The 24907-nt window shown below is 45.0% G+C and carries 24 protein-coding genes; 8 read left to right on the top strand and 16 right to left on the bottom strand.

Going from position 1 to position 24907, the window contains the following annotated elements:
* Positions 1-218: 218 nt before the first annotated feature.
* From R8O10_RS12150 to R8O10_RS12165, 4 genes are all read left to right on the top strand, one after another.
* A complete protein-coding gene (locus R8O10_RS12150) occupies positions 219-1796 on the top strand; it encodes an alkaline phosphatase (RefSeq protein WP_170890468.1) in 1578 nt (525 codons plus the stop codon).
* Positions 1797-1932: 136 nt separating this feature from the next.
* A complete protein-coding gene (locus tag R8O10_RS12155) occupies positions 1933-2232 on the top strand; it encodes a ribbon-helix-helix domain-containing protein (protein WP_005384938.1) in 300 nt (99 codons plus the stop codon).
* A gap of 140 nt (positions 2233-2372) precedes the next feature.
* Positions 2373-2768, top strand: a complete 396-nt coding sequence (locus tag R8O10_RS12160) for a VOC family protein (protein ID WP_005380685.1) — start codon at positions 2373-2375, stop codon at positions 2766-2768.
* A gap of 17 nt (positions 2769-2785) precedes the next feature.
* A complete protein-coding gene (locus tag R8O10_RS12165) occupies positions 2786-3070 on the top strand; it encodes a putative quinol monooxygenase (protein WP_053306679.1) in 285 nt (94 codons plus the stop codon).
* 69 nt (positions 3071-3139) lie between these two features.
* Here the strand turns inward: R8O10_RS12165 and R8O10_RS12170 are convergent, their stop codons facing one another.
* Positions 3140-4819 (bottom strand): mechanosensitive ion channel family protein, encoded by a 1680-nt coding sequence (locus R8O10_RS12170; RefSeq protein WP_005380681.1) that lies wholly within the window; start codon positions 4817-4819, stop codon positions 3140-3142.
* Between the two features lie 191 nt (positions 4820-5010).
* On the bottom strand, positions 5011-5451 hold the full coding sequence (locus R8O10_RS12175) for a YcgN family cysteine cluster protein (RefSeq protein WP_005384948.1): 441 nt from the start codon (positions 5449-5451) through the stop codon (positions 5011-5013).
* Positions 5452-5639: 188 nt separating this feature from the next.
* On the opposite strand from R8O10_RS12175, the gene R8O10_RS12180 reads away from it, so the two are divergent.
* From R8O10_RS12180 to aqpZ, 3 genes are all read left to right on the top strand, one after another.
* A complete protein-coding gene (locus R8O10_RS12180; protein ID WP_005380625.1) occupies positions 5640-5888 on the top strand; it encodes a GlsB/YeaQ/YmgE family stress response membrane protein in 249 nt (82 codons plus the stop codon).
* 137 nt (positions 5889-6025) lie between these two features.
* Entirely contained in the window at positions 6026-6274 is a 249-nt protein-coding gene (locus R8O10_RS12185; protein ID WP_017820793.1) for a YkgJ family cysteine cluster protein, read from the top strand.
* 228 nt (positions 6275-6502) lie between these two features.
* Positions 6503-7201, top strand: coding sequence for an aquaporin Z (gene aqpZ / locus R8O10_RS12190; protein ID WP_042522509.1), 699 nt, complete (start codon positions 6503-6505; stop codon positions 7199-7201).
* 51 nt (positions 7202-7252) lie between these two features.
* Here the strand turns inward: aqpZ and recR are convergent, their stop codons facing one another.
* The 7 genes from recR to R8O10_RS12225 form a co-directional block, all read right to left on the bottom strand.
* On the bottom strand, positions 7253-7852 hold the full coding sequence (recR, locus tag R8O10_RS12195; protein WP_005380619.1) for a recombination mediator RecR: 600 nt from the start codon (positions 7850-7852) through the stop codon (positions 7253-7255).
* A 30-nt stretch (positions 7853-7882) separates the two neighbouring features.
* A complete protein-coding gene (locus R8O10_RS12200) occupies positions 7883-8212 on the bottom strand; it encodes a YbaB/EbfC family nucleoid-associated protein (RefSeq protein WP_005380618.1) in 330 nt (109 codons plus the stop codon).
* Positions 8213-8294: 82 nt separating this feature from the next.
* Positions 8295-10400: a DNA polymerase III subunit gamma/tau gene (gene dnaX / locus R8O10_RS12205; RefSeq protein WP_017820796.1), complete on the bottom strand. Its 2106-nt coding sequence runs from the start codon at positions 10398-10400 to the stop codon at positions 8295-8297.
* Positions 10401-10408: 8 nt separating this feature from the next.
* Entirely contained in the window at positions 10409-10954 is a 546-nt protein-coding gene (gene apt / locus R8O10_RS12210) for an adenine phosphoribosyltransferase (RefSeq protein WP_005380615.1), read from the bottom strand.
* Between the two features lie 162 nt (positions 10955-11116).
* A complete protein-coding gene (locus R8O10_RS12215) occupies positions 11117-11503 on the bottom strand; it encodes a YbaN family protein (RefSeq protein ID WP_080276930.1) in 387 nt (128 codons plus the stop codon).
* 33 nt (positions 11504-11536) lie between these two features.
* Entirely contained in the window at positions 11537-11668 is a 132-nt protein-coding gene (locus R8O10_RS12220) for a hypothetical protein (RefSeq protein ID WP_262637871.1), read from the bottom strand.
* Between the two features lie 223 nt (positions 11669-11891).
* Positions 11892-12998, bottom strand: coding sequence for a response regulator (locus R8O10_RS12225; RefSeq protein WP_005380606.1), 1107 nt, complete (start codon positions 12996-12998; stop codon positions 11892-11894).
* 289 nt (positions 12999-13287) lie between these two features.
* On the opposite strand from R8O10_RS12225, the gene R8O10_RS12230 reads away from it, so the two are divergent.
* Positions 13288-14163: a LysR family transcriptional regulator gene (locus tag R8O10_RS12230; protein WP_005384959.1), complete on the top strand. Its 876-nt coding sequence runs from the start codon at positions 13288-13290 to the stop codon at positions 14161-14163.
* A 66-nt stretch (positions 14164-14229) separates the two neighbouring features.
* Here R8O10_RS12230 and purF read toward each other — a convergent pair whose 3' ends face one another.
* The 7 genes from purF to R8O10_RS12265 form a co-directional block, all read right to left on the bottom strand.
* A complete protein-coding gene (gene purF, locus R8O10_RS12235) occupies positions 14230-15744 on the bottom strand; it encodes an amidophosphoribosyltransferase (RefSeq protein ID WP_213966707.1) in 1515 nt (504 codons plus the stop codon).
* A 36-nt stretch (positions 15745-15780) separates the two neighbouring features.
* Positions 15781-16272: a CvpA family protein gene (locus tag R8O10_RS12240; RefSeq protein WP_005380590.1), complete on the bottom strand. Its 492-nt coding sequence runs from the start codon at positions 16270-16272 to the stop codon at positions 15781-15783.
* 61 nt (positions 16273-16333) lie between these two features.
* On the bottom strand, positions 16334-16927 hold the full coding sequence (locus tag R8O10_RS12245; RefSeq protein WP_005380588.1) for an SPOR domain-containing protein: 594 nt from the start codon (positions 16925-16927) through the stop codon (positions 16334-16336).
* A gap of 14 nt (positions 16928-16941) precedes the next feature.
* A complete protein-coding gene (folC, locus tag R8O10_RS12250; protein WP_318191437.1) occupies positions 16942-18204 on the bottom strand; it encodes a bifunctional tetrahydrofolate synthase/dihydrofolate synthase in 1263 nt (420 codons plus the stop codon).
* A 46-nt stretch (positions 18205-18250) separates the two neighbouring features.
* Complete coding sequence (gene accD, locus R8O10_RS12255; protein ID WP_005380583.1) at positions 18251-19177, bottom strand: acetyl-CoA carboxylase, carboxyltransferase subunit beta; 927 nt, start codon at positions 19175-19177, stop codon at positions 18251-18253.
* Positions 19178-19374: 197 nt separating this feature from the next.
* Positions 19375-20169 (bottom strand): tRNA pseudouridine(38-40) synthase TruA, encoded by a 795-nt coding sequence (gene truA, locus R8O10_RS12260; RefSeq protein ID WP_033907367.1) that lies wholly within the window; start codon positions 20167-20169, stop codon positions 19375-19377.
* Between the two features lie 142 nt (positions 20170-20311).
* Entirely contained in the window at positions 20312-24751 is a 4440-nt protein-coding gene (locus R8O10_RS12265; protein WP_318191438.1) for a FimV/HubP family polar landmark protein, read from the bottom strand.
* Between the last annotated feature and the right edge of the window lie 156 nt (positions 24752-24907).

The raw sequence follows: 24907 nt of genomic DNA on the forward strand, positions 1-24907 counted from the left end.
GAATGGATAACTTTAGTCCATGCTTTCAACTCCTAAGCGTAATCCAAGCCCACGTTTGTGGGCTTTCTTCTTTCCAAACTAACGAACGTTAGAGAGCGACTCATTTTTTCTGCAAAACCAAACAAAAACGACAATTTGGTTAAACTTTTATTACCGACACAAAACCTTCATAAATCATTGCTTTAATGCCTGCGCTTTCAATAAACAAGGAAAATATAATGAAGCGCTTAGTATCTCCAATCGTTACGGCAGTGGCTGCATCTACCCTCTCTTTCAACGCACTCTCAGCTGAAATCAAAAACGTCATTTTGATGATCGGCGACGGCATGGGTCCTCAACAAGTTGGTTTACTCGAGACCTACGCAAAACACGCACCTAACTCGGTTTACAAAGGCGAAAGCACAGCGTTATACAAACTCGCTCAAGAAGGTGTGATTGGATCATCACTGACCAATCCAGAAGACGCAATTGTCGTCGACTCTGCGTGCTCAGCTACGATGCTAGCGACAGGAATCCCTACCGCTTCTGAAGTCATTAGCATTGATAGCCAAGGCAACCATGTCGAAACTATTTTGGAAAAAGCCAAAAGTAAAGGTAAAGCAACTGGGCTCGTCTCTGATACGCGTATGACCCACGCAACGCCAGCAGCATTTGCCGCTCATCAACCACATCGCTCCCTAGAAAACAGTATTGCGGCGGATATGCTCGAAACAGGCGTAGACGTGATGATGTCTGGTGGACTTCGTCATTGGATTCCAAAGTCGACAAACGACAAGGGAGAGACATACGAGCAGCTTGAAAAGCTCACTGAAGGAAATGTCTACCTAAAATCGAAACGCAAAGACGAACGCAACTTGCTTACTGAGGCGCAAGACCAAGGTTACAACCTGGCTTTCAGCCGCGATATGCTCACACAAGCTAAAGGTGACAAATTACTTGGACTTTTTGCTTACTCGGGCATGAACGATGGTATTGCCTACAGTCAAAGCAAAAACGATCCAAAACGCACGCAGCCATCGCTGAAAGAAATGACCACCAAAGCAATCGACATTCTTTCAAAAGACAAAGACGGTTTTTTCTTGATGGTTGAAGGCGGCCAAATTGACTGGGCTGGCCACAGTAACGATGCAGGTACGATGCTGCATGAAATGCTTAAATTCGATGAAGCGGTAAACTCAGTTTATGAGTGGGCAAAAGGCCGTGATGACACCCTGATCATTGTTACTGCTGACCACGAAACCGGCTCTTTTGGCTTTAGCTACTCATCAGCAAACTTGCCTAAACCACAAAAACGCGACGGCGAAGCATTCAAAAATCAGGATTACGCGCCAAACTTCAACTTTGGTCAGTTCGAGATCCTCGATGGTTTATACAACCAAAAGAAAAGTTACTACGGCATGATCAGTGAATTCCAAGCGCTTGATAAGAAAGAGCAAACTCCAGAGAAGTTTGCGGAAGTCGTGAACGCAAATAGCGATTTTTCGATTACGCCTGAGCAAGCAGAACGCGTATTAGCAAGTAAACCAAATCCATACCGACTCGCTGGACACAAATACTTAAGCGAAGAGAACGTACCGACAATCAATGACTTTGATGCTTTCTTTCCTTACAACGACCGTGGCAACTTGCTAGCGCGTGAGCATGCAACAAAGCAAAACACAGTATGGGGGACGGGTACTCATACGCATACTCCTGTCAACGTATTTGCTTGGGGACCTGCAGAAACTATCCTTCCGGTATCAAAAATCATGCACCACTCGCAACTAGGCGAGTACTTGAAGCAACAAATTAAATAATCAACTTGCACTTACTTCACAACTCGTGATGTTTCAACGCTCTCCCAAGGGAGCGTTTTTTTATGCATGAAAACAGTTGACGTTTTAAATCGTACACCACAATAATTATGGGTCTTTAACTATATGAATAAAGAAAATGTGCGAAATCTTTGCTAAGCAACCCCAGGACAACTATCAGTTCATCACCCGTTCTATCCGTATTGATGGTCACGCGACCAGTGTAAAACTTGAAGCGAGCTTTTGGACAATTCTTGAGGAAATCGCTAGTGCTCAAAACATGACGGTTCCTAAATTCATAAGCACTGTTTATCAAGAAGCACTCGAATACAATGGTGAAGTGAACAACTTTGCCTCCTTACTTCGATGCGCTTGCCTCACGTACGCTCGCCAACCTCAAGAGACCACTCGTCAAGCACTTGCGCAACTTAACAGTTAATAGCAACCAACCGACCAATAACCATCCTGGGCTATGCATCCGTATTATAAACCCTTGAACATCTTCTAATTTGTCGTACTAGAGTACTACCCAGGCTCCTTTTGAAATCGCTAACCTATGCGGACTATCAAGGAGTACCCATGACAAAAATGATTCACACCATGATCCGAGTAAGTGATCTGGACCGCTCTCTACAATTTTACTGTGACGTACTTGAACTAGAAGTCGCTGATCAATACATCTTTGATGGCTTTTCTCTAACCTATCTAGCCAACCAAGAAACTGGCTTTGAATTGGAACTGACGCACAATCACGACCAAAGTGAGCCCTATACTCACGGCTCAGGCTACGGCCACCTTGCCGTCAGCGTGGAGGACATTGAACAAGCCCACAAACGCATTAAATCTCTCGGCATTGAAACTGGTGACATCAAAGCCTTTGACCATCAACAAAAGCATTTAGCAACGTTCTTTTTTGTAACCGACCCTGATGGTTACAAAATTGAGTTCCTGCAACGCCAAGGGCGTTACCTATAACAAAAAGAGTAAGCATTATGATTCACTTGACGGCTACCTTTCATGCACAACCGGGAAAAGAACAAGAGTTGAAAGAGGTACTTACCCAAGCGCTTGAACCTACTCGCAATGAAGAAGGTTGCGTTCGTTATCAATTGTTCCAAGACAAAGACAATGCATGCCACTTCGTTTTTCAGGAGCAATTTAAAGACCAACAAGCATTTGAGCTTCATGGTAAAACAGAACACTTTGCTCTTTTGATTAGCCAGATCGACAACTTGTTAGAATGCGAGCCGAAACTGGTGTTCTTTAACGAACTGTAACTATAGCGCTAACCGAAGATCAAAAAAGGCACTCTATCTAGAGTGCCTTTCACTAGTTGGGATCTGTGATTAAGCGTCTTGCTTCTCCACCATATGCAAATGCACATCTTGTTGTGGGAAAGGAATCGAAATACCTTCTCGGTCGAAGCGTAGTTTCACCTCTTTCGTCACATCCCAGTATACATCCCAGTAATCATCCGTTTTTACCCAAGGACGCACAATAAAATCTACAGAAGACGTATTTAATGTATGAACTTTGATCATTGGCTCTGGAGTGCGAAGTACCGAAGGGTGAGAGGTAATGATATCAGACAATACTGACTCCGCTTTTAAGAGGTCATCCGCATAGCCAATGCCAAACACCATATCCACGCGGCGAATGCGTTCATGCGTGACGTTCTTAATAACATCTCCCCAGATTTTGCTGTTAGGCACAATAATAATTTGGTTATCAAACGTACGGATTGTGGTGTTCACCAAACTCATATGGCTTACCTTGCCATCCACACCGCCAGCATACACAAAATCACCAACATCAAATGGGCGATAAATAAGCAGCATCATACCCGCCGCGAAGTTGGATAACGTGTCTTGCAACGCGAAACCAATAATCACACCAGCAATACCGAAACCGGTTAGGATTGGCGCTAGGTTCAAACCAAGCTGAGATAAGCCCACCATGATACCGATCACCCACACGAATTTGCCGGACATCGAGATAAAGAAGTCCTGCATCAAGTGGGAAAGTTTTAAGTTTTTCGATGCAACTGCTTTACGGACGACTTTGCGAGTTAACTTAGCCAGTCCGCGAGCGATCAATAAAATCAGCGCAAAAACAAACAACTGGAAGATATGCTGCGGTGCATTCTCGGCAAACCAATCCAGTGCCGAGTTGGACCAGTGACTCAGTATTGACCACACAACTTTGGTATTCAGTAAATCATGGGTGATATTACCCGTCACTTCAAAAATTTGGCGTTTGTATTCAGACGTTTCTAAACCGACTTTATCACCAATTGAAATCAGGTTGCGTAAGCTTTCTGTCGCAATATTTAGCCTTTGTTTAGTAATGAGCTGACTAAGTTGCAACGACGCTTTTTCCGACTCTGGGCTAGACGAAAGTTGGGAGCCAATGATCTCACTTTGCTGACTCAAGTACTCAATTGAAGCAGACAGTAAGCGCATACGTTTATCAATTTTATCTTTTAGTTCCGCTTCTGCGCGCTCGTTTTGGGCCCCTAGCTCCTTCAACCAAGCGAGATTTTGCCAGCTCGAATCGAAGCTAACATCAAGATAACGCTGTAGCTCTCGATAATCGTTAACAAGAGCAAGCTTCTCTTCATCCTTAGCCTTATTTAAATCCTCGACGACTTTCTTTATTTTTTCCGATAGATAGTTCGTCGCGTCCTCAGAGTATTGTTCTTGTTTTTTAACTAGCAAGATCAGCTTGTCGCGAGAGATAGTTTCACGTTCAATCGCTGACGCTAACTGGCTTCTTAATTCTTCATTCTTTTGGAATAGTTGCAGTTGAAGGGCATCACGCTCGTCGCCACTCGCTTGCGAGAGGCTTTGGGATAAATCCACAATCTCTCGGTTCAAGTTGTCAATCGAGATTTCGGCAGCAGAAGGCTCTTGGATATCGTCAGTAGCAGTCGCATGAACAGCCATTGGGGAGAACATAATGACGGCAAGTGCGAATAATGTCACCCAAGATGTCAGGCGCAGTTTCTGGGGGAAATGAAACGTCATGTTTACCTCATAGGGAACAATCCTGATCAAAACAATCAGGAATAGAAGTGTAAAGCGTTGAAATCATACTCCTAAGTTTACAACACTAAATAATAAACTGAGCAGCATTTCGTTAGCGAGACGTCAAAGTTGGGAGCCCCAATAGCAAACAAGCCTTTCATTTAATCAATGAAAGGCTTGTTTTTATTCGACTAAGGACGGTTGGGATGATTTAAAATATGGTCTTCCCAATCCACCACATCAATCTCGTAAACAACTTTGTTACGGACACTTTCCCCAGCCGCATGCATTGCGGACTTAGAGCCTGTAATCAACGGATGCCATTCTGGTAAAGGCTGCTTTTCAGCCAACAGACGGTAAGCGCACGTGTGTGGCAGCCAAGTAAAATCGTCGATGTCTTCTCGGGTCAGCTTGGTGCACTCTTCACCCGAAGTGAAACGGTTTGGGTAATCCTTACATGAACACGTTTTACTGTTCAGCCAGCTACAAGCCACATTGGTATAGTAGATTTCATCGGTATCTTCATCCATCAGCTTATGCAAACAACATTTGCCACAACCATCACAGAGAGATTCCCATTCCTCTTCTGTCATCTGCTCTAACGATTTACTTTGCCAAAATGGAGTGCTCATACTTCAGGTCTCACCAAGGGAATTTAGGGGGCGATTTATACTCTTCTCAACGCAAAAGTTCAAGTTTTGAGAAGATCTTGCATCCTTCCCACATAACGGTGGAGATATTCAACTACTTTCGTTTTACTGTTCTATCCTTAAACAAGTTTCCATTACTCAATTGATCAAGAAGGCATTAAGGAGTTTTCATGGGTATTATTTCTTGGATTATTTTGGGCTTAATCGCCGGCGCACTTGCTAAATGGCTCATGCCAGGAAAAGATGGGGGCGGTTGGATTGCAACAATGTTACTTGGTATTGCAGGGGCATTTGTAGGTGGCTTCCTTGGCGGCATTCTCGGTTTCGGCGGAGCAACTGGCGTCAACATTGGTAGTATCATTACCGCAACACTAGGCGCATTTATTCTGTTGTTTGTTTATAACCGTTTCTTAAAATAATCACGATGATTTAAAAGCAAAAAACCAAAAAGGGAGCGTAATGTTAAGCGCGCCCTTTTATTTTTTTCTTTCTTCACTCTTCCAATCCACGTCAAAATGACCATAATTACCCCCTTAATTTTTAAGAGGTTTACATTATGGATTGTCGATTAGGATGTGGAGCGTGCTGTATTGCGCCAAGTATCTCTTCACCAATACCTGGAATGCCCAAGGGCAAACCTGCAGGTGTTCGTTGTGTGCAACTCAACGACGACAATTTGTGCAAGCTATTTGGTAAGCCTGAACGCCCTAAAGTCTGTCACGATTTTAAACCGTGTCCGATTGTATGCGGCAACACCAATCAAGAAGCACTCGACAACATCACTGAATTAGAACAATTGACGTAATGCGACTCTAGACCACACGTTTAAAGTTAGTACCTCGGTTGTTTCTCTCCGCGGCAGTAATCAAAGCAAACTCAAGATTTAGCACTCCCCCCTCAGCCTTTTATCTCACCCTTGAGAACTCTTGCCACATAGCGTCCCATTTGCGGTTTTCGCGCGATCTCCCTCACAATTTATTGACAATTCTCGACTATGTTCAGCGGGTCATTTAATTAAAGATCAGGAAAGAACATGAATAAGTATTTGGCTGAGGCTTTTGGCACGTTCTGGCTAGTGTTAGGCGGCTGTGGTAGCGCGGTGTTGGCTGCGGGTTTCCCTGAAGTGGGTATTGGTCTGTTGGGCGTTTCTTTGGCATTCGGTTTAACCGTTCTGACGATGGCATTTGCTATCGGTCATATTTCAGGTTGTCACTTGAACCCTGCAGTGACAGTTGGCCTTTGGGCAGGCGGTCGTTTTGAGACAAAAGACGTTGTTCCCTACATCATCTCACAGGTTATCGGCGGGCTTATCGCAGGTGGCGTGCTTTACGTTATTGCATCTGGACAAGCAGGATTCGATGTTGTGGGTTCTGGCTTTGCCGCCAATGGTTATGGTGAACACTCTCCAGGCCAATACTCGATGATCGCTGCACTTGTGACTGAAGTTGTCATGACGATGATGTTCCTGATTGTCATTATGGGTGCAACAGACAAACGTGCGCCACAAGGCTTTGCACCTATCGCAATTGGCCTGTGTTTGACTCTCATTCACCTGATCAGCATTCCTGTCACCAATACGTCAGTAAACCCTGCTCGTAGCACGGCAGTCGCAGTATATGTGGGTGACTGGGCGGTTTCTCAGCTATGGCTGTTCTGGATTGCTCCTATTGTGGGTGGCGTGCTTGGTGCGGTTATCTACAAAAATCTTCTTGGTAAAGAATCGAACGATTAATCGTTCCTAACTCCCAAAATCAAAAAAGCCGCTGAATTCAGCGGCTTTTTATTAAATTCTGTGTCGACCTAATAGCGAATGTGACAACGTCGTGCCATCAACAAGCTCTAGCTCCCCACCGACAGGCACACCATGCGCGATGCGGCTGGCATCAACTTGGTGCTCTTTACATAGCTCTGCGATGTAGTGGGCAGTGGCTTCACCTTCAACTGTTGGGTTTGTCGCCAAAATCACTTCGGTAATATCACCGCGACGTAAGCGGTAATCAAGGACATCCAATCCAATATCACTTGGACCAATACCATCTAATGGCGACAAATGCCCCATAAGAACAAAATACCGACCAGAATATTGGCCTGTTGCTTCAACGGCTGCGATGTCTGCCGGGCTTTCTACCACACAAATTTGACCATTTTCTTGGCGTTTTGGGTTGGTACAAATGTGACAGACTTCTTCTTCGGTGAAGGTTCGACACTCAGTACAATGACCTATTTCTGTCATTGCCTGACTCAGCGCATCTGCAAGCTGCAAACCGCCTTTTCTATCGCGCTGTAACAAATGAAAGGCCATACGCTGCGCTGACTTGGGGCCAACCCCAGGTAGACAACGTAAGGCCTCCATCAATTGCTCCAGCATATGACTGGTACGCATTAAAAGTCCGCTTAATTAAATATCAGCAGATTAGAATGGCATTTTCATGCCTGGTGGTAGTTGCATACCGCCAGTTACAGAAGCCATTTTCTCTTTTTGAGTTTCTTCAACACGACGGGCTGCATCGTTGAACGCCGCAGCGATCAGATCTTCAAGCATTTCTTTGTCGTCTTCCATCAAACTTTCATCGATGTCAACACGACGTACGCTGTGGCTACCAGTGATAGTAACTTTAACTAGGCCAGCACCAGACTCGCCAGTTACTTCCATATTCGCGATTTCTTCTTGAAGCTTTTGCATGCGATCTTGCATTTGCTGGGCTTGCTTCATTAGGTTGCCCATACCGCCTTTACCAAACATGTTTATCTCTCTGGTTTAATGAGGTGTTGCATCAATTAATGGGGTTATACCTTTGGGTTTTCAACCCCATTCCATTCGATTATTAGATAGGGCGCACACTATCTTTATCAAGCTCTGCAGCAAAACGACGTTCAATAAATTGAACATTTGGATCGTTTTCTAAACTGTTCAGCGCTTGCTGTAATTTCTCTTGGTAGAGCCTATCTCTCAGTTCAAGTGGTGTTTCTCCACTCTCCCCTATTTCGATGCTCATGTGGCACTCTTCACCCAACACGGTATTAAGTGCTTTAAGCAATTCGGCTTGAGCTCTATCAGTATTCAAATGAGCTTGGCTGCTTCTCAATAGTAACGAAACGGTTGTTCCTTCCTTACTATAATGAGAGTTTAGCGCAAGTTGCTCTACCAGCTTAGGGATCTCCATTAAGCTGATTAGCTTCGCCCATTCATTATGTTCTAATGACTCATCGATGAGCTTTTGTGCCATTTCAGGCGTTTTCTCATGCTCAAGTGCCTGCTTGAGCTGCGTAGGTGTCAGTTTTGTATTTACTTTTGTCTCAACAGGCTTGCTTGGACGCCAGCGATACGCTTCCTCAACTTGTGGCTCCGTCGACTTCGGAGCTGAGTTTGGCGACACCTGCGCGGAATTGCCATGCAATTGCGCTACTCGGTCGATAACCGATTCTGGTTGTGCAGATGCCGCTTTAGGCTTTTTTGAGCCACCATTTTGAGGAGTGTTCTGTTGTAGGCCTTGACGCTGAGAACGTAATTGGTGACGCAAACCGCTTAGACCGCCGCGCGCTGGTGTTGAAACGCTCTCTTGCACTTGTTGAGGTGGCGTTTCATGTTGCGGCGCTGGGTTTTCGCTCATCGGCGGCGCCATATCATACTGTGGTGGAACCGTCTCATATCCACTCGCTTGATACTCAGGTTGCGAACTGGATGAAGGTTGAGGCGCCGCTTGTGGTGTGCTTTGTGCTGGACTCGGCTGCTGAGCTCGAGGAGCCGCGGCTGTCTGAGCTGGCGCAGCCTTTGGTTGACTGGTACTTTGAGCCGGAGATGACGCTGGCTCGCAGTTACTAGAAACAACATTTGCCCCACTGTTATTTGATGGGCGGAACGCCATCATACGCAGCACAATCATTTCCAAACCGACTCGCCCATTTGGCGAGAGGGTCAAATCTTCACGACCTTTCAATGCAATTTGATAGTAAAGCTGAACGTCTTGCGGGCTTAGAGCTTTACTCAACAGCTCAATTTTCTCTGCATCTGGTTGGGCTCGGTCTAACGATGCGGGCAACGCTTGATACATCGCAATTCGGTGTAACTGTGTTGCGACTTGCTGCAACAAACCATCCCACTCGACACCATTTGCTGCTAATTGCTGGATTTTATCCATGGCTTGTTGAGGTTGCTTGCTGCTGATTGACTCTAGTAAGTGAATCGCTTGGTCGGTATCAATCGTCCCCAACATGTGGCTGACAATATCGGTTTGCACCGCACCGTTACCTAAAGCAATTGCTTGATCAGTCAAGCTAAGAGCATCACGCATACTGCCATCTGCAGCATGTGAGATCATACCCAACGCTTTTGGCTCTGCTGAAACTTGCTCTTGACCTAGGATGTAATCAAGTTGCTGGTGAATATCATCAACGCTGATTGGTTTCAGATGAAACTGAAGACAACGCGACAATATAGTGACAGGCAGCTTTTGTGGATCAGTTGTTGCGAGTAAGAACTTCACATACTCTGGCGGCTCTTCCAGGGTTTTCAACAACGCATTGAAAGAGTGACGCGATAGCATGTGCACCTCATCGATGAGGTACACTTTAAAACGTCCACGAGCAGGTTTGTATTGAACGTTGTCTAACAGTTCACGAGTGTCTTCAACTTTAGTACGTGATGCTGCGTCGATTTCAAGAAGATCGACAAAGCGACCTTCATCAATTTCACGACAAGTATCACACTTACCACAAGGTGTCGCGGTAATGCCGGTTTCGCAGTTCAAGCCTTTGGCAAACAGCCTACCGATACTCGTTTTACCCACACCACGAGTCCCGCTGAACAGATAAGCATGGTGTAAACGGTTTTGCGCCAGTGCGTTTTCCAACGCCGTCAGGACATGTTTTTGTCCGACAACTTGGTCAAACTGATTAGGACGCCATTTTCGCGCTAAAGCTAAATAACTCATTGAATGTATTAATGTCCTTCAAAATCGCAGATGCTGTACACGTTTAGACCTAGTGCTTCTAAACGTTTATCGCCACCGATTTCTGGTAGGTTGATAACGAAGGCAGCGTGCTCAACTTCACCACCCAGTTGGCGAATCAGCTTAGTCGTCGCTTCAATAGTACCGCCCGTTGCCAATAAATCGTCGACAACCAGTACTTTGTCGCCTTCAACGATGGCATCTGTATGGATTTCTAGTGTATCAACGCCGTATTCAAGCTCATAAGATTGAGCAACAGTAGGGCGTGGTAGCTTGCCTGGTTTACGCACTGGTACAAAACCAACACCTAGCTCAAGCGCTAAAGGCGCGCCAAATAGAAAGCCACGAGCTTCCGTACCCACAACCTTGGTAAAGCCCATATCTTTGTAACGTTCAACAAGTAAGTTGATCGTCGCTTGGTATGCTTTCGCGTCTTCAAGAAGGCTCGTCACATCACGAAATAGAATGCCTGGCTTTGGGTAGTCTTGGATGCTTTTGATGCTAGATTTGATCAGTGAAATTGTTTCTGTAGTCATAATACCGATTTACTTAGATTGGCTCATCGCCCTCTCTAATCGCAGTATCACGAGGGCAACGAACAATAGGTTTTCACCACTATGTGCTTATTTTCGTAAAAGTCACAGGCGCTGAAAATACAAACGCCCACTCGAAGAGCGGGCACACTATTCTCTACAATCTTAGTGATTTTCTTCTCGGTCAGCAACCAACTCAATCACAGGCAGACGCATAAACCAGCTGAGTAAAACGATTAGCATCACTAAAAGACCAATTTTTACCCAAACGAGGGGGACAACAACGATTGAAACCATGAAACTAAGCGCAATAAAAATCGCACCACGCTTTTTTACTTTTGAAGTAACAGCCCGATGCTTATGCCAATTGTCGAGAATGGGTCCAAACGTTTTGTGGTTATGTAACCATTGATGAAATGCGGGGCTACCACGCATAAAACATGCGCTAGCAAGCAAAATAAAAGGTGTGGTGGGTAAAAGTGGAAGGGCTATGCCGGCTATGCCGAGCACAATACAGAGTCCACCAACAGTATTGAAAAAGTAACGCTTAATACGAATGGTGAACTCCGGTACAAAATAGCTAGATTAAAAGCCTGCGTAACCATTCATTACACGAAACCAGGTTAGCGTTGCAGGAAGTGTTGGGATCAAAAGAACTGCAATAAAACCTAAAAAGTAAAAAATATTATAAGGCTCTTTAAAATCTTTGTCTGCCATGATGTGTCTTCTCACTAGTTGACTTTGCTTCTCCCAAGGCACAGCGTTAAATTATCGTTGCACAAATGGGTCATTATTGTTTTAAGCGCTGACTATACATTAAACAGCCAAATCTAAACACCAGTAAAAAGTAAGGTTATTGAACTAAACGTATGTTGTTTTGGTGGTTCTAAAAAGATAATAAGCAGCGTAAGGACGCTGCTTATTGGTTTGCAAGTCATAATTATACTAGTCGGGATTTCCGGGTAATACTTAAACTAAAACTTGAAGAACCTAAACACCCGATAGACAACTGTCCTGCAACACTAAGCGGTAAATCGCGGGTGATGAAGTTTTTCATACTTCCTCCCCCTAAACGGTTACCTGCTGCGATGTGTTGATTCGTATTTCCGTCAGACCAATGGCTATCTAAACCCGCAGGCAATATAGAGACCGAGGATGAAGCGAGGTCGGCGACACCAAACACAGCATTGACTGCACCCGCACACTCCGAACACTCAATTCCTTTTTCAATGATCCCTACCATGTCCTTGAGATCAGCACTGAAACTTTTCAAGTTACGGAGATAATCGTCAAACAATGCCCTAACGAGCAATGTCGTCGCAACTCCATCATTAGCTTGGGAAGCAGAATCAACGAGATAAAACGCAAATTGACCATTCATTAACCAACGATAATCGAAAACCAAGGGCATCACATCCGTCGATTGCAATAAACGGTACGAGCAGCGCCAATCTCCCTGAGCAGCATCCTTCTCTGGCAATAGCGCTTGCAGTAAATCTCTTGCCGCACTCGGATTCTGTTGTAAATATTCCAGATGCCAATACAGCTCTTGTTCATCTGGGATTTCACCACCATCATCAACCCTGAACCACTGACTTGAAAAGTCACGTTGTTCTGAGAAGTGGCTATCGGTATCTTCTAGCGTATTCTCTATCGCCTGAGATAGGTGCTCATAATTACCTATCGGTTTAGGAAGAAAATCTTTAATACCAAATCGCAACGCTTTCGCGACATCGGACATTTCATCCGTGCCTGATACCACGATAAGCGGCATATATGGGTATTCGAGACTAACTTCTTCGACGAACTCGATACCATCTAAGACCGGCATCGATAAATCACATAAGATAAGATCGGGTTGGCATTCCCTGAGTTGTTGAAGCGCTTCTAGGCCGTTTTCTGCTTCTACTACTTTAAAACCCTGACTTTCTAAATAGGCATTGGTTACTTTACGAAATATTGGATCATCGTCCACCAACATTATTAGTTTTTGATTAATCACTTCCTGTGCCGAGACCATTGCCGTTTGACTGTGAGTCTTAAACATACCTTTATCCCTCACAAAGCTCAGTCAAAAAAACAGATTTATTATTAAGTCATTATTTTTGTTGTGTTTACTTCCAGCAAAACGTGTCACAGCAAGACCTGAGGCCGCTTCGCCTTGTTATAAAACTTAGCTCGGAAACTGCATTAATACAAATATTACGGCGTATAACAGTATTTACTCAAACAGGGTTGCTGTGTTCAAATGATGCAACATGTTGACTTAAAGCAAGCTTTGATCACAAAGTTAATTATAAATTAACCGTAATCGGTAATTTAATGTGTCTGGAAATATGAAATTAGATGACTTAAACCTGTTTCGACTGGTTGTCGAAAATGGGAGCTACACCGCAACTTCGCGAAAAACCATGATCCCGGTTGCGACCATCACCCGACGCATTCAAGCGCTAGAAGACTCTGTCAATCTTCGACTATTGAACCGTCATGCTCGCAAACTTTCGCTCACTGAAGCAGGGGAACGTTTTTACCATGAGTGCTCTCCTTTACTACAAAGGCTAACAACTGCGGCAGAGGAAATCACTGACGACTGCCGAGGAGCATCCGGCAAGATTAAGATATCCGCGCCTTATAACTTAACTAAACGAATGATGATGCCGATGTTCAACAGCTTTATGAAGCAGTACCCGGACATCAACATTGAGCTAACGACAGAGAATAATGCGGACAAGCTTGACCCTACTGAATGGGATGTAATTTTTCGAGTGGGACCGCAACGCGACTCTAGCCTCATCGCGCGTAAGATTGGCGAAGTGAAGGATATTCTCGTTGCAAGCCCTGACTATCTAACCTCGAATCCTGCGCCTCATCATGCAGAAGAGCTCTCTAACCATTCATTGCTAAAAGGGTACCCGCTTATTAAGTGGACCTTGATTAATAGCAAAGGCGAGTCTGTGGTGAATGTTGATCGTGGTCGTTTTCAAGCAAACGCGCTCAATGTGGTGCGCAGTGCTTGCTCCGAAGGTTTAGGCATCACACTAATGCCAGATGTCATGATCAAAGAGTACATCGAGAGCGGCGATTTGGTACGCGTACTGCCAGATTGGAGTGCAAACCCGCGCGACATTTATATGCTTTACAACCACAAAGACCACCTGCCAGAGAAAGTTCGCCTCTTTATTGACTTTGTGATCGCTTATAACATTCACTAACTAGATAGCGAAAACAAAAAACCAGAGCCGAAGCTCTGGTTTTTTTACGACTTAAGAAAGCGCATCCTATGCGCCTTCGTTATGAAGCTCTAGATTTGCTAAGTCCTGTTGGATTTCAAGTTGTGTTTTCGCATCATCGTTACGAAGACCATCTAAAAAATCTAGGTATCGTTGGTCAATATCACCCGTTACATATTCCCCGTTAAACACGGATGTATCGAACTGAGTAATATCTTGGTTTCCAAGACCGACTGCCTCTACCAAATCTTCTAGACGTTGATAAATAAGCGCATCGGCACCAATCTGCTTACAAATTGTATCGTTGTCACGGCCATGGGCAATAAGCTCTGTAGCACTTGGCATATCAATGCCATATACGTTCGGGAAACGAACTTCAGGAGCCGCTGAGACCATGTACACTTTCTTGGCACCAGAATCACGAGCCATCTCAATAATCTGCTCTGACGTTGTACCACGAACAATAGAGTCATCCACCAGCAACACATTCTTACCTTTGAATTCCGAACGAATAGCATTCAACTTGCGACGTACTGATTTCTTACGTTGTTGCTGGCCAGGCATGATAAAGGTACGTCCAACATAACGGTTTTTCACGAAACCTTGGCGATAAGGGATATCGATCGCTTGAGCGATTTGCAGTGCAATGTCGCAAGACGTTTCAGGGATAGGAATGACAACATCGATATCAAGGTTTGCGTAATCTTCACGAATACGTTCGCCCAGCTTTTTACCCATTTCAACGCGAGCGCTGTATACCGAAATTTTATCGATGAACGAATCTGGACGAGCAAAGTACACGAACTCGAAAATACAAGGGTTAAGCTTAGGATTATCTGCACACTGCTTCGTGTAAAGCTCACCGTCAAACGTTGCGTAAATCGCTTCACCAGGTGCAACATCACGGACGAAATCAAAACCGACCGCATCCAATGCCACCGATTCAGACGCAACCATGTACTCTGCTCTGCCGTTAACTTCACGCTTACCTAAACACAGCGGGCGAATACCGTGTGGGTCACGAAATGCAATCATACCATGACCAATGATCATAGCTGTCACAGCATAAGCACCGCGAATTGTGCGATGAACATTGGTGACTGCGCGGAATACGTCTTCGGTCGTGACATTTCCTTTTACTGAGTCAATTTCGTGCGCCAGTACATTTAGTAATACTTCAGAGTCTGAAGTGGTATTGATATGACGGCGATCTTTTTCAAACAGCTTCTGACGAACTTCGTTAGCGTTGGTCAAGTTACCGTTGTGGGCAAGTGTAATACCGAAAGGAGAGTTTACGTAGAAAGGTTGAGCTTCTGAAGCGCTTGAACTGCCTGCTGTAGGGTAACGAACATGACCAATTCCGACCTCGCCTTGCAGGCGCTGCATGTGTCTTGCTTCAAATACATCCTTGACTAAACCGTTCGCCTTACGCAGACGAAAACGATTGCTTTCTATGGTACAAATACCAGCGGCATCTTGGCCACGATGCTGTAACACCGTTAACGCGTCATAAATAGACTGGTTTACAGGCGTTGTGCCCACGATTCCAACAATACCACACATGTCCTAATCCTCGATTTGCGACAGTAGCTGGCACTACTAGATAGTGCCAGACAGAAAACTTGATGTTGCTTGTAAATGCTCGAAGAATGGGGCGATGATACGGCTGAACTCAGGGATCAACTGTGAATCTTTCCACCAATCCGAGCTTGGGAATGCAGTAAACGCATCCATAAAAAACAGCACCGCAGAAACAATTAAGACTCCGCGTAGACCACCAAATACAATCCCGAGAATTCGGTCCGTACCTGATAGCCCTGTTTTTTGTACCAGTTGACCAATGACGTAATTCACCACTGCACCAACTACCAAGGTTGCGACAAATAACGCCGCAATCGCCGCTCCGTTACGAAACATATCATCTTCGATGTTGGTGAAGTACACCGCCAATTTGGCATAGTAATTACTGGAGATAAAAAACGCTCCGAACCAAATCACCAAAGACAAAGCTTCTTTAGCAAAACCGCGAACTAAACTGATCAGAGCTGAAAATCCGATCACACCTAAAATGATAAAATCTATCCAATTCATCTTTTCTTCATCTTAAGTTGGCGCGCATTTTAACAGAAAAAATGCCGACGCAAACGTTTTCTTATGGATTTAATGGCTTAAATTTAAGCAATTGACCTTTTGATCCTGTAATTTTTTGTAATTCTTGAACTTGTCGTTCAAGTTTACTTTTTGACACATCAGGGCCAACAATAACTCTCGTAAACTCGTTTTCTTTCTTTGTGTGAGCTTGATAACCACGCTTTTGCAAATCCGCGACAAGCGCGACAGCATTTTCGTGATTCTTAAGTGCCATCAACTGAATGATCCAAGCTGAATCTTCATATTGATTTTTCTCTTGAACAGGACGAGTGACGACCTCAACTTGCTCTGGTTGTTTGATGACCTCAGGTTTAGATGTTGGCACTGGCTCGGGCTCAGAAACGGCTACTTGAGCATCCTCACGTTCTTGCACTACAGCTTCAACCGGAGAATCCGGTAACGTAATGTCGTCTTCCACTGGCTCTAATATTTCGAAGTTTTCCACATCACTATCAAGTTCTGGTTTGATAGGAATACTGGCAAATTCTTCTTTGTAGTGCAGTTTCTTACCATCTAGCACATCGGGAAGAACAATGACTCCGACTGCGACTAGAATGATGGTGCCGACTAAACGACTTTGGAATTTACTTGCCATCAAAATACCTTTACTTATTTATTATTTGATTGCCAATGTTCCAATACCTCTCCGACGGTATGGAATGAGCCAACCACCAGAATAACGTCTCCTGTCTTTGCGTGGCTTCTCGCACTCTCGAAGGCGTCAACAGGGTTTTCAAAATGAACTTGCCCATCAGGTAAGTATTGGCACAATTCATCAGCGGTCGCCGCTCTCGGTCCAGTAAGCGACGCTGGATACCATTGTGTTGCAACTGGAGTTAGAGCTTCAATGGTTGCTTTAATGTCCTTGTCATGCAGCATTGCAACCACAATATGGATATTCTTACCCAGATATTGTTGCTTCACTCTCTCTACCAAATACTCAGCAGAGTGCGGGTTATGAGCGACATCAAGGACTATTTCAGGTTCGTGATGCAGTACTTGCATACGCCCCGCCAAACGCGCATTATTCAAGCCATTGACAATATTTATGTCAGTGATTTGCAATTCCGAAGCCCCTAGTGCCATCAGTGCAGTGGCTGCATTTTGTAATGGTAGCGATGGGATTGGTAAATCCTCTAACTCAAATGCCCCACTGCTCCACTTCCAACCATTATCAGTTAGTTGGTAATCGTACTGAATACCTACTTGGAAGAACTCAGAACCAATATCGTCAGCATGAGCCGCCACGGTCGCTGGTGGCGTTAGTTGACCACAAATTGCTGGCTTCCCTGAACGGTAAATGCCCGCTTTTTCAAAACCAATAACATTGATGTCATCACTAAGCCAATCCACATGATCGATCGCTAAGCTCGTAATAACAGAAACATCATGGTCAACAACGTTAGTGGCGTCTAGACGGCCGCCAAGTCCTACTTCAAGTAAGACAACGTCAACTTTCTCTACTTGGAAAATACGTAGTGCAGCAAGCGTACCGAATTCAAAGAGGCTAAGGCTAACATCACCACGCTGCTTTTCTACATAATCGAATGCTTCACAGTGCTTTGCATCTACAACGTCAACGCCATTAATGCGTACACGCTCGTTGTAACGAATCAGGTGCGGAGAACTGTAAACACCGACTGAATAGCCAGCATCAAGTAAAATGGCTTCCATTAACGCACACGTTGAGCCTTTGCCATTGGTTCCGGCAACGGTGATTACGGTTGGAGCTGGTTTGGTAAGATTGGCTTTGTTTGCTACCGCTTGGACACGGTCTAAGCCTAGATCAATTGCTGAGGAATGAATATTTGCTAAATAATCAAGCCACATCTCTAATGAAGATGTGGCTTGAGGAATTGGGTTTTGGGTCATCTAACTTTAACCATTAAATTCTTTGGTTTTTATGTTAGTTGATACTTTACCCTTTTTCGTCCGCTTCTGGTACAGAATATGGCTCTTCATTTGGAGATTCGTTAACCGAAACCACCAAAGGAGACTTGTGGTTAGTCATCTTAGCGATAAGACCACCCACACGCTGACGCATTTCACGACGGTCAACGATCATATCAATAGCACCGTGATCAAGTAGGAACTCACTACGCTGGAAACCTTCAGGAAGATCTTCACGTACAGTTTGCTCGATTACACGACGACCAGCAAAGCCAATGAGGGCCTTAGGTTCACCGATGTTGATATCACCCAACATAGCCAAACTTGCTGATACACCACCCATTGTAGGGTCAGTTAGAACAGAAATAAACGGCAGACCTTTTTCTGATAAACGCTCAAGCGCAGCACTGGTTTTTGCCATTTGCATAAGAGACATTAAAGCCTCTTGCATACGAGCACCACCACTTGCTGAGAAACAAACAAGCGCACAGTTATTTTCAATGGCTGCATCCACTGCTTTCACAAAGCGAGCACCAACGACTGAACCCATTGAACCACCCATGAAGGAGAATTCAAACGCACACGCCACAAGCGGCAGACCAAGCAATTCACCCTGCATCACAACTAGCGCATCTTTCTCACCGCTGTTTTTTTGTGCAGCAGAGATACGCTCTTTGTATCGCTTAGAATCTTTAAATTTCAGTTTATCCTGTGGCTCAAGTTCAGAACCTAATTCAACTCGATTACCTTCATCTAAAAATGTTTCCAAACGACGACGCGCTTTCATACGCATGTGATGGTTACACTTTGGACAAACTTCTAAGTTACGCTCTAGCTCTGCATGGTATAAAACCTGTTCACAAGAGGTACATTTAGTCCACACACCTTCTGGGATAGAAGCTTTGCGTGAACTTACTAGATTGCTTTTCTCTAAAATCTTTTCAAGCCAACTCATGGAAGACCTTTTCTCTCAACTCTTCCGCTTCATTGCGAAAGATATAAATTCGACATAATACCGACGGATTAAACCATATCTTGCAGCTACTGTAGATAAAAAACTGGTTGTACCTATTTTTGATATCGTAAATAGCGTATGTTTTCCGTTCACATTCAATGTAAACACTACCGATATTTTGAAATAAGTTTGTAAAATTAGTTCAAATTATCTGGTAAAAACAGTGGACCGATCGGCACTTCAGGTAACCCAAACTCTTCTGGGTAGTCTACATCTACCAGGTACAGACCTTCCGCTTTCGCTGTCGCACCCGCTAGTTTGCGATCTTTGGCGTCTAATAACCACTTGATCCATTCAGGACTCTCTTCGCCACGTCCAACTTTTATCAAGCTACCCGTGATATTACGAACCATATGATGCACGAACGCATTGGCTTTAATATCAATAACCACATAGTTTCCATGGCGCGTAACGTTCAGATGCATCAAGTTTCGAAATGGACTGCGAGACTGACAATGCGCCGCGCGAAACGACGTAAAATCATTTTCGCCGAGTAGGAACTGCCCTGCTTCATGCATTTTTTTCTCGTCGAGCTCACCATGATAGTGACTAACCCCCGAGTTTAAGATGCCTGGACGTAAAGCATGATTGAAAATAATGTAACGATAACGGCGCGCTGTCGCTGAGAATCTTGCATGGAAATCATCTGAAACTTCTTGAGCCCAACGAACCGCTATATCGCTCGGCATGTTCGCGTTTGCGCCCATGGTCCAAGCTACCATTTTTCGAGTAACGTTGGTATCAAAGTGCACAACTTGTCCCGTGCCATGCACGCCTGCGTCTGTCCGACCAGCGCACTGAACTTCAACTGGGTGATTAGCGACGACGGACAATGCTTTCTCTAGCTCTTCTTGGACACTTTTCACTTCTCTTTGGCGCTGCCAACCAAAGTAGTTTGTACCGTTGTACTCGATACCTAATGCGATTCTCATCTTAACCTTCGAACTCTAAAATGGGGCGGGAAGTATATACTCAAGTCACCTCAAGTTGCCAGTTTCACCAAGGGTGACATAAAGGTAGCATCATACTAACGGGACACAAAAAGGGTAGCAAACGCTACCCTTTTGTTTCGGTTTATCGGCCATTAATGGCGTCAATCAGGCTTTTTGCTTCGCGGCGAATATCATCCTCACCGTAAACAATCGCCTCTTCTAGTAGTTTAATCGCCCCTTGAGAATCGTTCATCTCGAGATAGATTTTAGCCAAATCCAGTTTCCCAGCCGCTTCAGCATTGCTATCTACGTCAATATCGCCGATCTCACCGATAACATCTGGAAACTCGTTCAATCCGACATCGAGCTTAAGGTCTTCTTCTTCGAACTCACCACCTTCTCTGTCGACCTGAGCCATCAATTCATCAATCGTCATAAATTGATTTTTCTTCGGGTCGAAGTCATCCAAGTCGCTTTGCTCTGCCCAGTTTTCTTGCGCGATCTCTGGCTGACTTAGTGCATCACTCGAATTCCAAACATCACGCTGGTCCTCAGGCACTTCTTCAGTAGAACTTACGTTATCAGCTGCGGGTTTAAAGCCATCCCAATCATCTCCAACATCAAGCATGGTTTCAAAATCCATACCTGCACTTGCGATGGTGTCACTGTCTAGTTTACCTTCAAATACTTCTGAGTTTGCGTCTTCCGCAAGAAGGTTAGCCATTGATGATTCATCATCCAAATTACTGAGCGGCTCACCCTCTGTCGCTGTTGGCTGCACTTCTGGGTCAGTATCAAAGCCGTTTTGCTGCGCAAATACTTCAAACAAAGCATCATGATCGTTATCGGCTTGAATAGCTGGTCTCGATGTCTCTGCTTCAACCTTAGGGCTCTCTGGCGCACCCTCGTTCATTGACGCGAGAACATCTTCCTCATTGAACTCTGGAAGATCTTGGTCGTCAAAACTTAACTCTTCATCCTCACCGGAGATTGGTTCTATATCTGCAGTCTCAGAGCTCGGTAATTCTGGCTCTTCTTCCATCGACGCCAAGGCATCTTCTTCGCTGAACTCTGGCAAATCGAGCTCATCAAAATTGAACTCTTCTTCGGACTCAGCTGGCAAGTCGGCTTCAACCTGTTCTGGCTCAACGGACTCGGACGTTTCTAACGCAGGTTCGCCAGCCATAGACGCCAGTGCATCTTCTTCACTGAACTCTGGCAAATCGAGCTCATCAAAATTGAACTCTTCTTCGGACTCAGTTGGCAAGTCGGCTTCAACTTGTTCTGGCTCAACGGACTCGGACGTTTCTAACGCAGGTTCGCCAGCCATAGACGCCAATGCGTCGTCTTCACTAAACTCAGGAAGATCCAGCTCGTCAAAATTGAACTCTTCTTCGGACTCAGCTGACAAGTCGGCTTCAACTTGTTCTGGCTTAACGGACTCGGACGTTTCTAACGTAGGTTCGCCAGCCATAGACGCCAGTGCATCTTCTTCACTGAACTCTGGCAAATCGATCTCATCAAAATTGACTTCATCTTCTGATTCAGCTGGCAAGTCTGCTTCAACCTGTTCTGGCTCAACGGACTCGGACGTTTCTAACTCCGGCTCATCCGTCATAGACGCCAATGCGTCTTCTTCACTAAACTCAGGAAGATCCAGCTCATCAAAATTGAACTCTTCTTCGGACTCGGTTGGTAAGTCAGCTTCGACTTGCTCTGGTTTAACGGACTCGGACGTTTCTAACTCCGGCTCATCCGCCATAGACGCCAATGCGTCTTCTTCACTAAACTCAGGAAGATCCAGCTCGTCAAAATTGAATTCATCTTCTGATTCAGTTGGTAAGCCTGCTTCAACCTGTTCTGACTCAACGGACTCGGACGTTTCTAACGCAGGTTCGCCAGCCATAGATGCTAGAGCATCTTCTTCACTGAATTCTGGCAAATCTAGCTCATCAAAATTGAATTCTTCTTCTGAATCGTTGGTCGACTCAGTTTCCGGCTCCAATTCAGGCTCATCCAGTAGCCAATCTTCTTCTTGTGGAACACCGAATTCATTTTCTATTGTATTTGGTGTCGGCGTGAAGGCTGGAATGTCTTCCTCTTGCTCAACGTGAGGCTGTACCTCAGCATCGGACTCCACGGATGGTTCTTGTGTTGAATCAGTATCGGTAGCCTCTTGCTGTAGTGATGAAGCTTCCTCTATCTCAGCTTGTGTTTTTTCAACTTGCTGCGGTAAATCGTCTTCACTATCAAATAGAGCGTCAAGTTCAGCAGAAAAATCCGCTTTTTCTTGTTCTGTTGGCAGAAGCTCTTCACTGTCTGACTCAAATAGGTCGTCTAGCTCGCTCATTAAAGGATCATTCTCTGGTGAGAGGTCCTCTAAATCACCAAGAAATTCATCGCTGCTAAATGGCTCTGAAGTAGCTTCTGGCTCGGTTAATGGTTGATCTTCTACAGCTTGTTGCGTGTCTGGCTGGCTTTCACTTAATAAAGCGTCGATGTCCAACCCAGACTCAATGTCCTGATCTTCATGAGTTTGTTCTGACTCAACTACGGGAGATGGCTTTTCGTCGGCGTCTGATTCACCAAAACCAAGTGATTTCAGTAACTCTTCCTCTTCCGATTTATTCTGCTCTGGGCTCTCGTCCTCTCGAATCAGATCATCAAACGGATCTAAATCAGCTTCAGTCTCTTCATCAAGTTCAGAGGTAACATCGTCAATGAGTTCATCCAGTAAGTCTGTGCTATCTGCGTCTAACTCTTCGATCGAGTCATCACCTTCAAAACCAGAGATTGCTTCTAGCTCGTTTAGTGGATCAAACTCGTCTGTGTCATCTTCATCAAAATCAATGAGTTCATCGAGTAGCTCTGTACTGTTTTCATCTAGAACAGGACCTTCATTGGCGTCAGCTTCTCGAACTTCCGATTCACTAGCCGGTTGTTCATACTGGGCCAATAGCTTATCGATATCGTCGTCAGATGCCTCTCCAACACTAAAGTCATCATCCGAAACGGGCTGTTTTAACTCAGGCTCATCAGTATCTAAATCGAAGTCATCGTTGCCGAGTTCAGCAAACAAGTCATCAAGCATATCCTGGTCGACAGTGTCACTTGGTAACTCTTCTGACGGCTCATCGGCTGCAAGTAACTCGGCAAATGCGTCGTCTGAAAGTGAGTCTGATTTCTCATTCGTATCATCCGAAAGATCGAAGCCAGACTCATCGTCATCGAGCACTTCTAGTTCTGGAGCAACCTCATCTAAGGCTCGCTCCATTTCTTCTAAACCAAGCGCTTTTTCTTCGCCGTTGACTTGGATACCATTGTTCGATGACTCAAACTCATCCAGACCAACATCTAGGTCGCCGTCATCGCCAATATCTGCAAATGGGTCATCGTCCCCTTCCAGATTGAAATCCAGTTCTTCATCGTCGAGGTTAGCAAAGACGTCTTCTTCTAAATCTGACTTCTCTTCTTCTAAAGACTGTGCGTTGATATCTTCATCTGCAAACAATTCATCATCAAGCGTGAGCTCTTCATCCAGCTCATCCGCCGCCGCTAAACCGATTGGCGCCGCAAGAGGATCAACGTTTTGCTGTTCCTGTGCAGCCGCATCTTCCTCTTTCGCTTTAGAGCGTCGACCAAGAAGCATAACAACTAGCAACGCAATCAAAGCACCAGGAATTAATGCCGCAAGACCAACAAGCCAACCATTCGACAAAATTTTGTCCATGGTGCTTGGTTGCATGCGTTGTTGTTCAGCAAGGCGCTGGCGTTCTTCAGCAAGCAGCTTCTCGACTTCCGAGCGAATGCGTTCTTCGTCATTCAGCTCGCTTTTCAAAGTTTCGACTTCGCTTTGCACTTCTGACAGCATCAATCGAAGACGATGGTTCTTCTCTTCTAATGAGTCTAATTCACTTTGTGAGCCTTGAAGTTTGTCCTTTAGCGCACTGACCTGCTTTTCCCCCTGCGGAGAGGTGGTTACTGGTGGCGCAGGGATGACGGGTATTGTTTTCGGAGTTGGTTTTGGCTCCGTTGCTGCCACTGTCTCTGGCTTAGTCGCAGGCTTGGGTTCTACTTTAATTTGTGGCTTTGGTTGCTCGGTGACTCGTTGTGCTGGCGTCGCTCTATTTGTCGGCTTCGGCTGTTTTAACTTAGCTTCATGCGCCTTCATAATCGCAACAGCTTGCGCTGTGGTCGCGCTTTGCACTTGCTCTAGAGAAGGTACTCGTAGCCGACTCCCTGGGATCAATTCATGAATGTTTTGGTTCTCAAACGCTTGAGGGTTAATTCGGTAAATGGCAAGAAGCGTTTGTTGAACGGTAACACCGCGTGAAGGTCGTAATTCCGAAGCGATCGACCATAGTGTTTGATTTTCACCAGTCGGACCAAAGAAACGTGACGGTTGAGTATTCGCAGGAGGAGCAGGTAATGCTCGCTCAATATCTTCAGCATAGCTCGGAGATGATTGCACTTCACCAGACGGTCCAACAAGACGAATTCCTTCGGCTTGAACCACTGATGATGTCTGAGTCGCGCTCATCAACACAAGGGCTGCTAACAAACGCTTATAATTTTGACGCATAGAAGGCTCAGTTTTGTGCTAAATACAATTTGAAATGGTGATCGGTTAAATATATCGGATATCGCATGCAAAACTATAGCGTTGAGAATAAAAAATGTGTGGCTCTCGCCATATTCGTACTAATCTCACACTATTTTGTTTCGTTCGTACAAAAAA

It is taken from the genome of Vibrio sp. 1727 (genome assembly GCF_033344415.1).
Taxonomy (GTDB): Bacteria; Pseudomonadota; Gammaproteobacteria; order Enterobacterales; family Vibrionaceae; genus Vibrio; species Vibrio alginolyticus.

Excerpts from the sequence above, each read along its gene's own strand:
- R8O10_RS12150 (WP_170890468.1), top strand. The coding sequence starts at position 219 with ATGAAGCGCTTAGTATCTCCAATCGTTACGGCAGTGGCTGCATCTACC.
- R8O10_RS12155 (WP_005384938.1), top strand. The coding sequence starts at position 1,933 with ATGTGCGAAATCTTTGCTAAGCAACCCCAGGACAACTATCAGTTCATC.
- R8O10_RS12160 (WP_005380685.1), top strand. The coding sequence starts at position 2,373 with ATGACAAAAATGATTCACACCATGATCCGAGTAAGTGATCTGGACCGC.
- R8O10_RS12165 (WP_053306679.1), top strand. The coding sequence starts at position 2,786 with ATGATTCACTTGACGGCTACCTTTCATGCACAACCGGGAAAAGAACAA.
- R8O10_RS12170 (WP_005380681.1), bottom strand. The coding sequence starts at position 4,819 with ATGACGTTTCATTTCCCCCAGAAACTGCGCCTGACATCTTGGGTGACA.
- R8O10_RS12175 (WP_005384948.1), bottom strand. The coding sequence starts at position 5,451 with ATGAGCACTCCATTTTGGCAAAGTAAATCGTTAGAGCAGATGACAGAA.
- R8O10_RS12180 (WP_005380625.1), top strand. The coding sequence starts at position 5,640 with ATGGGTATTATTTCTTGGATTATTTTGGGCTTAATCGCCGGCGCACTT.
- R8O10_RS12185 (WP_017820793.1), top strand. The coding sequence starts at position 6,026 with ATGGATTGTCGATTAGGATGTGGAGCGTGCTGTATTGCGCCAAGTATC.
- aqpZ (WP_042522509.1), top strand. The coding sequence starts at position 6,503 with ATGAATAAGTATTTGGCTGAGGCTTTTGGCACGTTCTGGCTAGTGTTA.
- recR (WP_005380619.1), bottom strand. The coding sequence starts at position 7,852 with ATGCGTACCAGTCATATGCTGGAGCAATTGATGGAGGCCTTACGTTGT.
- R8O10_RS12200 (WP_005380618.1), bottom strand. The coding sequence starts at position 8,212 with ATGTTTGGTAAAGGCGGTATGGGCAACCTAATGAAGCAAGCCCAGCAA.
- dnaX (WP_017820796.1), bottom strand. The coding sequence starts at position 10,400 with ATGAGTTATTTAGCTTTAGCGCGAAAATGGCGTCCTAATCAGTTTGAC.
- apt (WP_005380615.1), bottom strand. The coding sequence starts at position 10,954 with ATGACTACAGAAACAATTTCACTGATCAAATCTAGCATCAAAAGCATC.
- R8O10_RS12220 (WP_262637871.1), bottom strand. The coding sequence starts at position 11,668 with ATGGCAGACAAAGATTTTAAAGAGCCTTATAATATTTTTTACTTTTTA.
- R8O10_RS12225 (WP_005380606.1), bottom strand. The coding sequence starts at position 12,998 with ATGTTTAAGACTCACAGTCAAACGGCAATGGTCTCGGCACAGGAAGTG.
- R8O10_RS12230 (WP_005384959.1), top strand. The coding sequence starts at position 13,288 with ATGAAATTAGATGACTTAAACCTGTTTCGACTGGTTGTCGAAAATGGG.
- purF (WP_213966707.1), bottom strand. The coding sequence starts at position 15,744 with ATGTGTGGTATTGTTGGAATCGTGGGCACAACGCCTGTAAACCAGTCT.
- R8O10_RS12240 (WP_005380590.1), bottom strand. The coding sequence starts at position 16,272 with ATGAATTGGATAGATTTTATCATTTTAGGTGTGATCGGATTTTCAGCT.
- R8O10_RS12245 (WP_005380588.1), bottom strand. The coding sequence starts at position 16,927 with ATGGCAAGTAAATTCCAAAGTCGTTTAGTCGGCACCATCATTCTAGTC.
- folC (WP_318191437.1), bottom strand. The coding sequence starts at position 18,204 with ATGACCCAAAACCCAATTCCTCAAGCCACATCTTCATTAGAGATGTGG.
- accD (WP_005380583.1), bottom strand. The coding sequence starts at position 19,177 with ATGAGTTGGCTTGAAAAGATTTTAGAGAAAAGCAATCTAGTAAGTTCA.
- truA (WP_033907367.1), bottom strand. The coding sequence starts at position 20,169 with ATGAGAATCGCATTAGGTATCGAGTACAACGGTACAAACTACTTTGGT.
- R8O10_RS12265 (WP_318191438.1), bottom strand. The coding sequence starts at position 24,751 with ATGCGTCAAAATTATAAGCGTTTGTTAGCAGCCCTTGTGTTGATGAGC.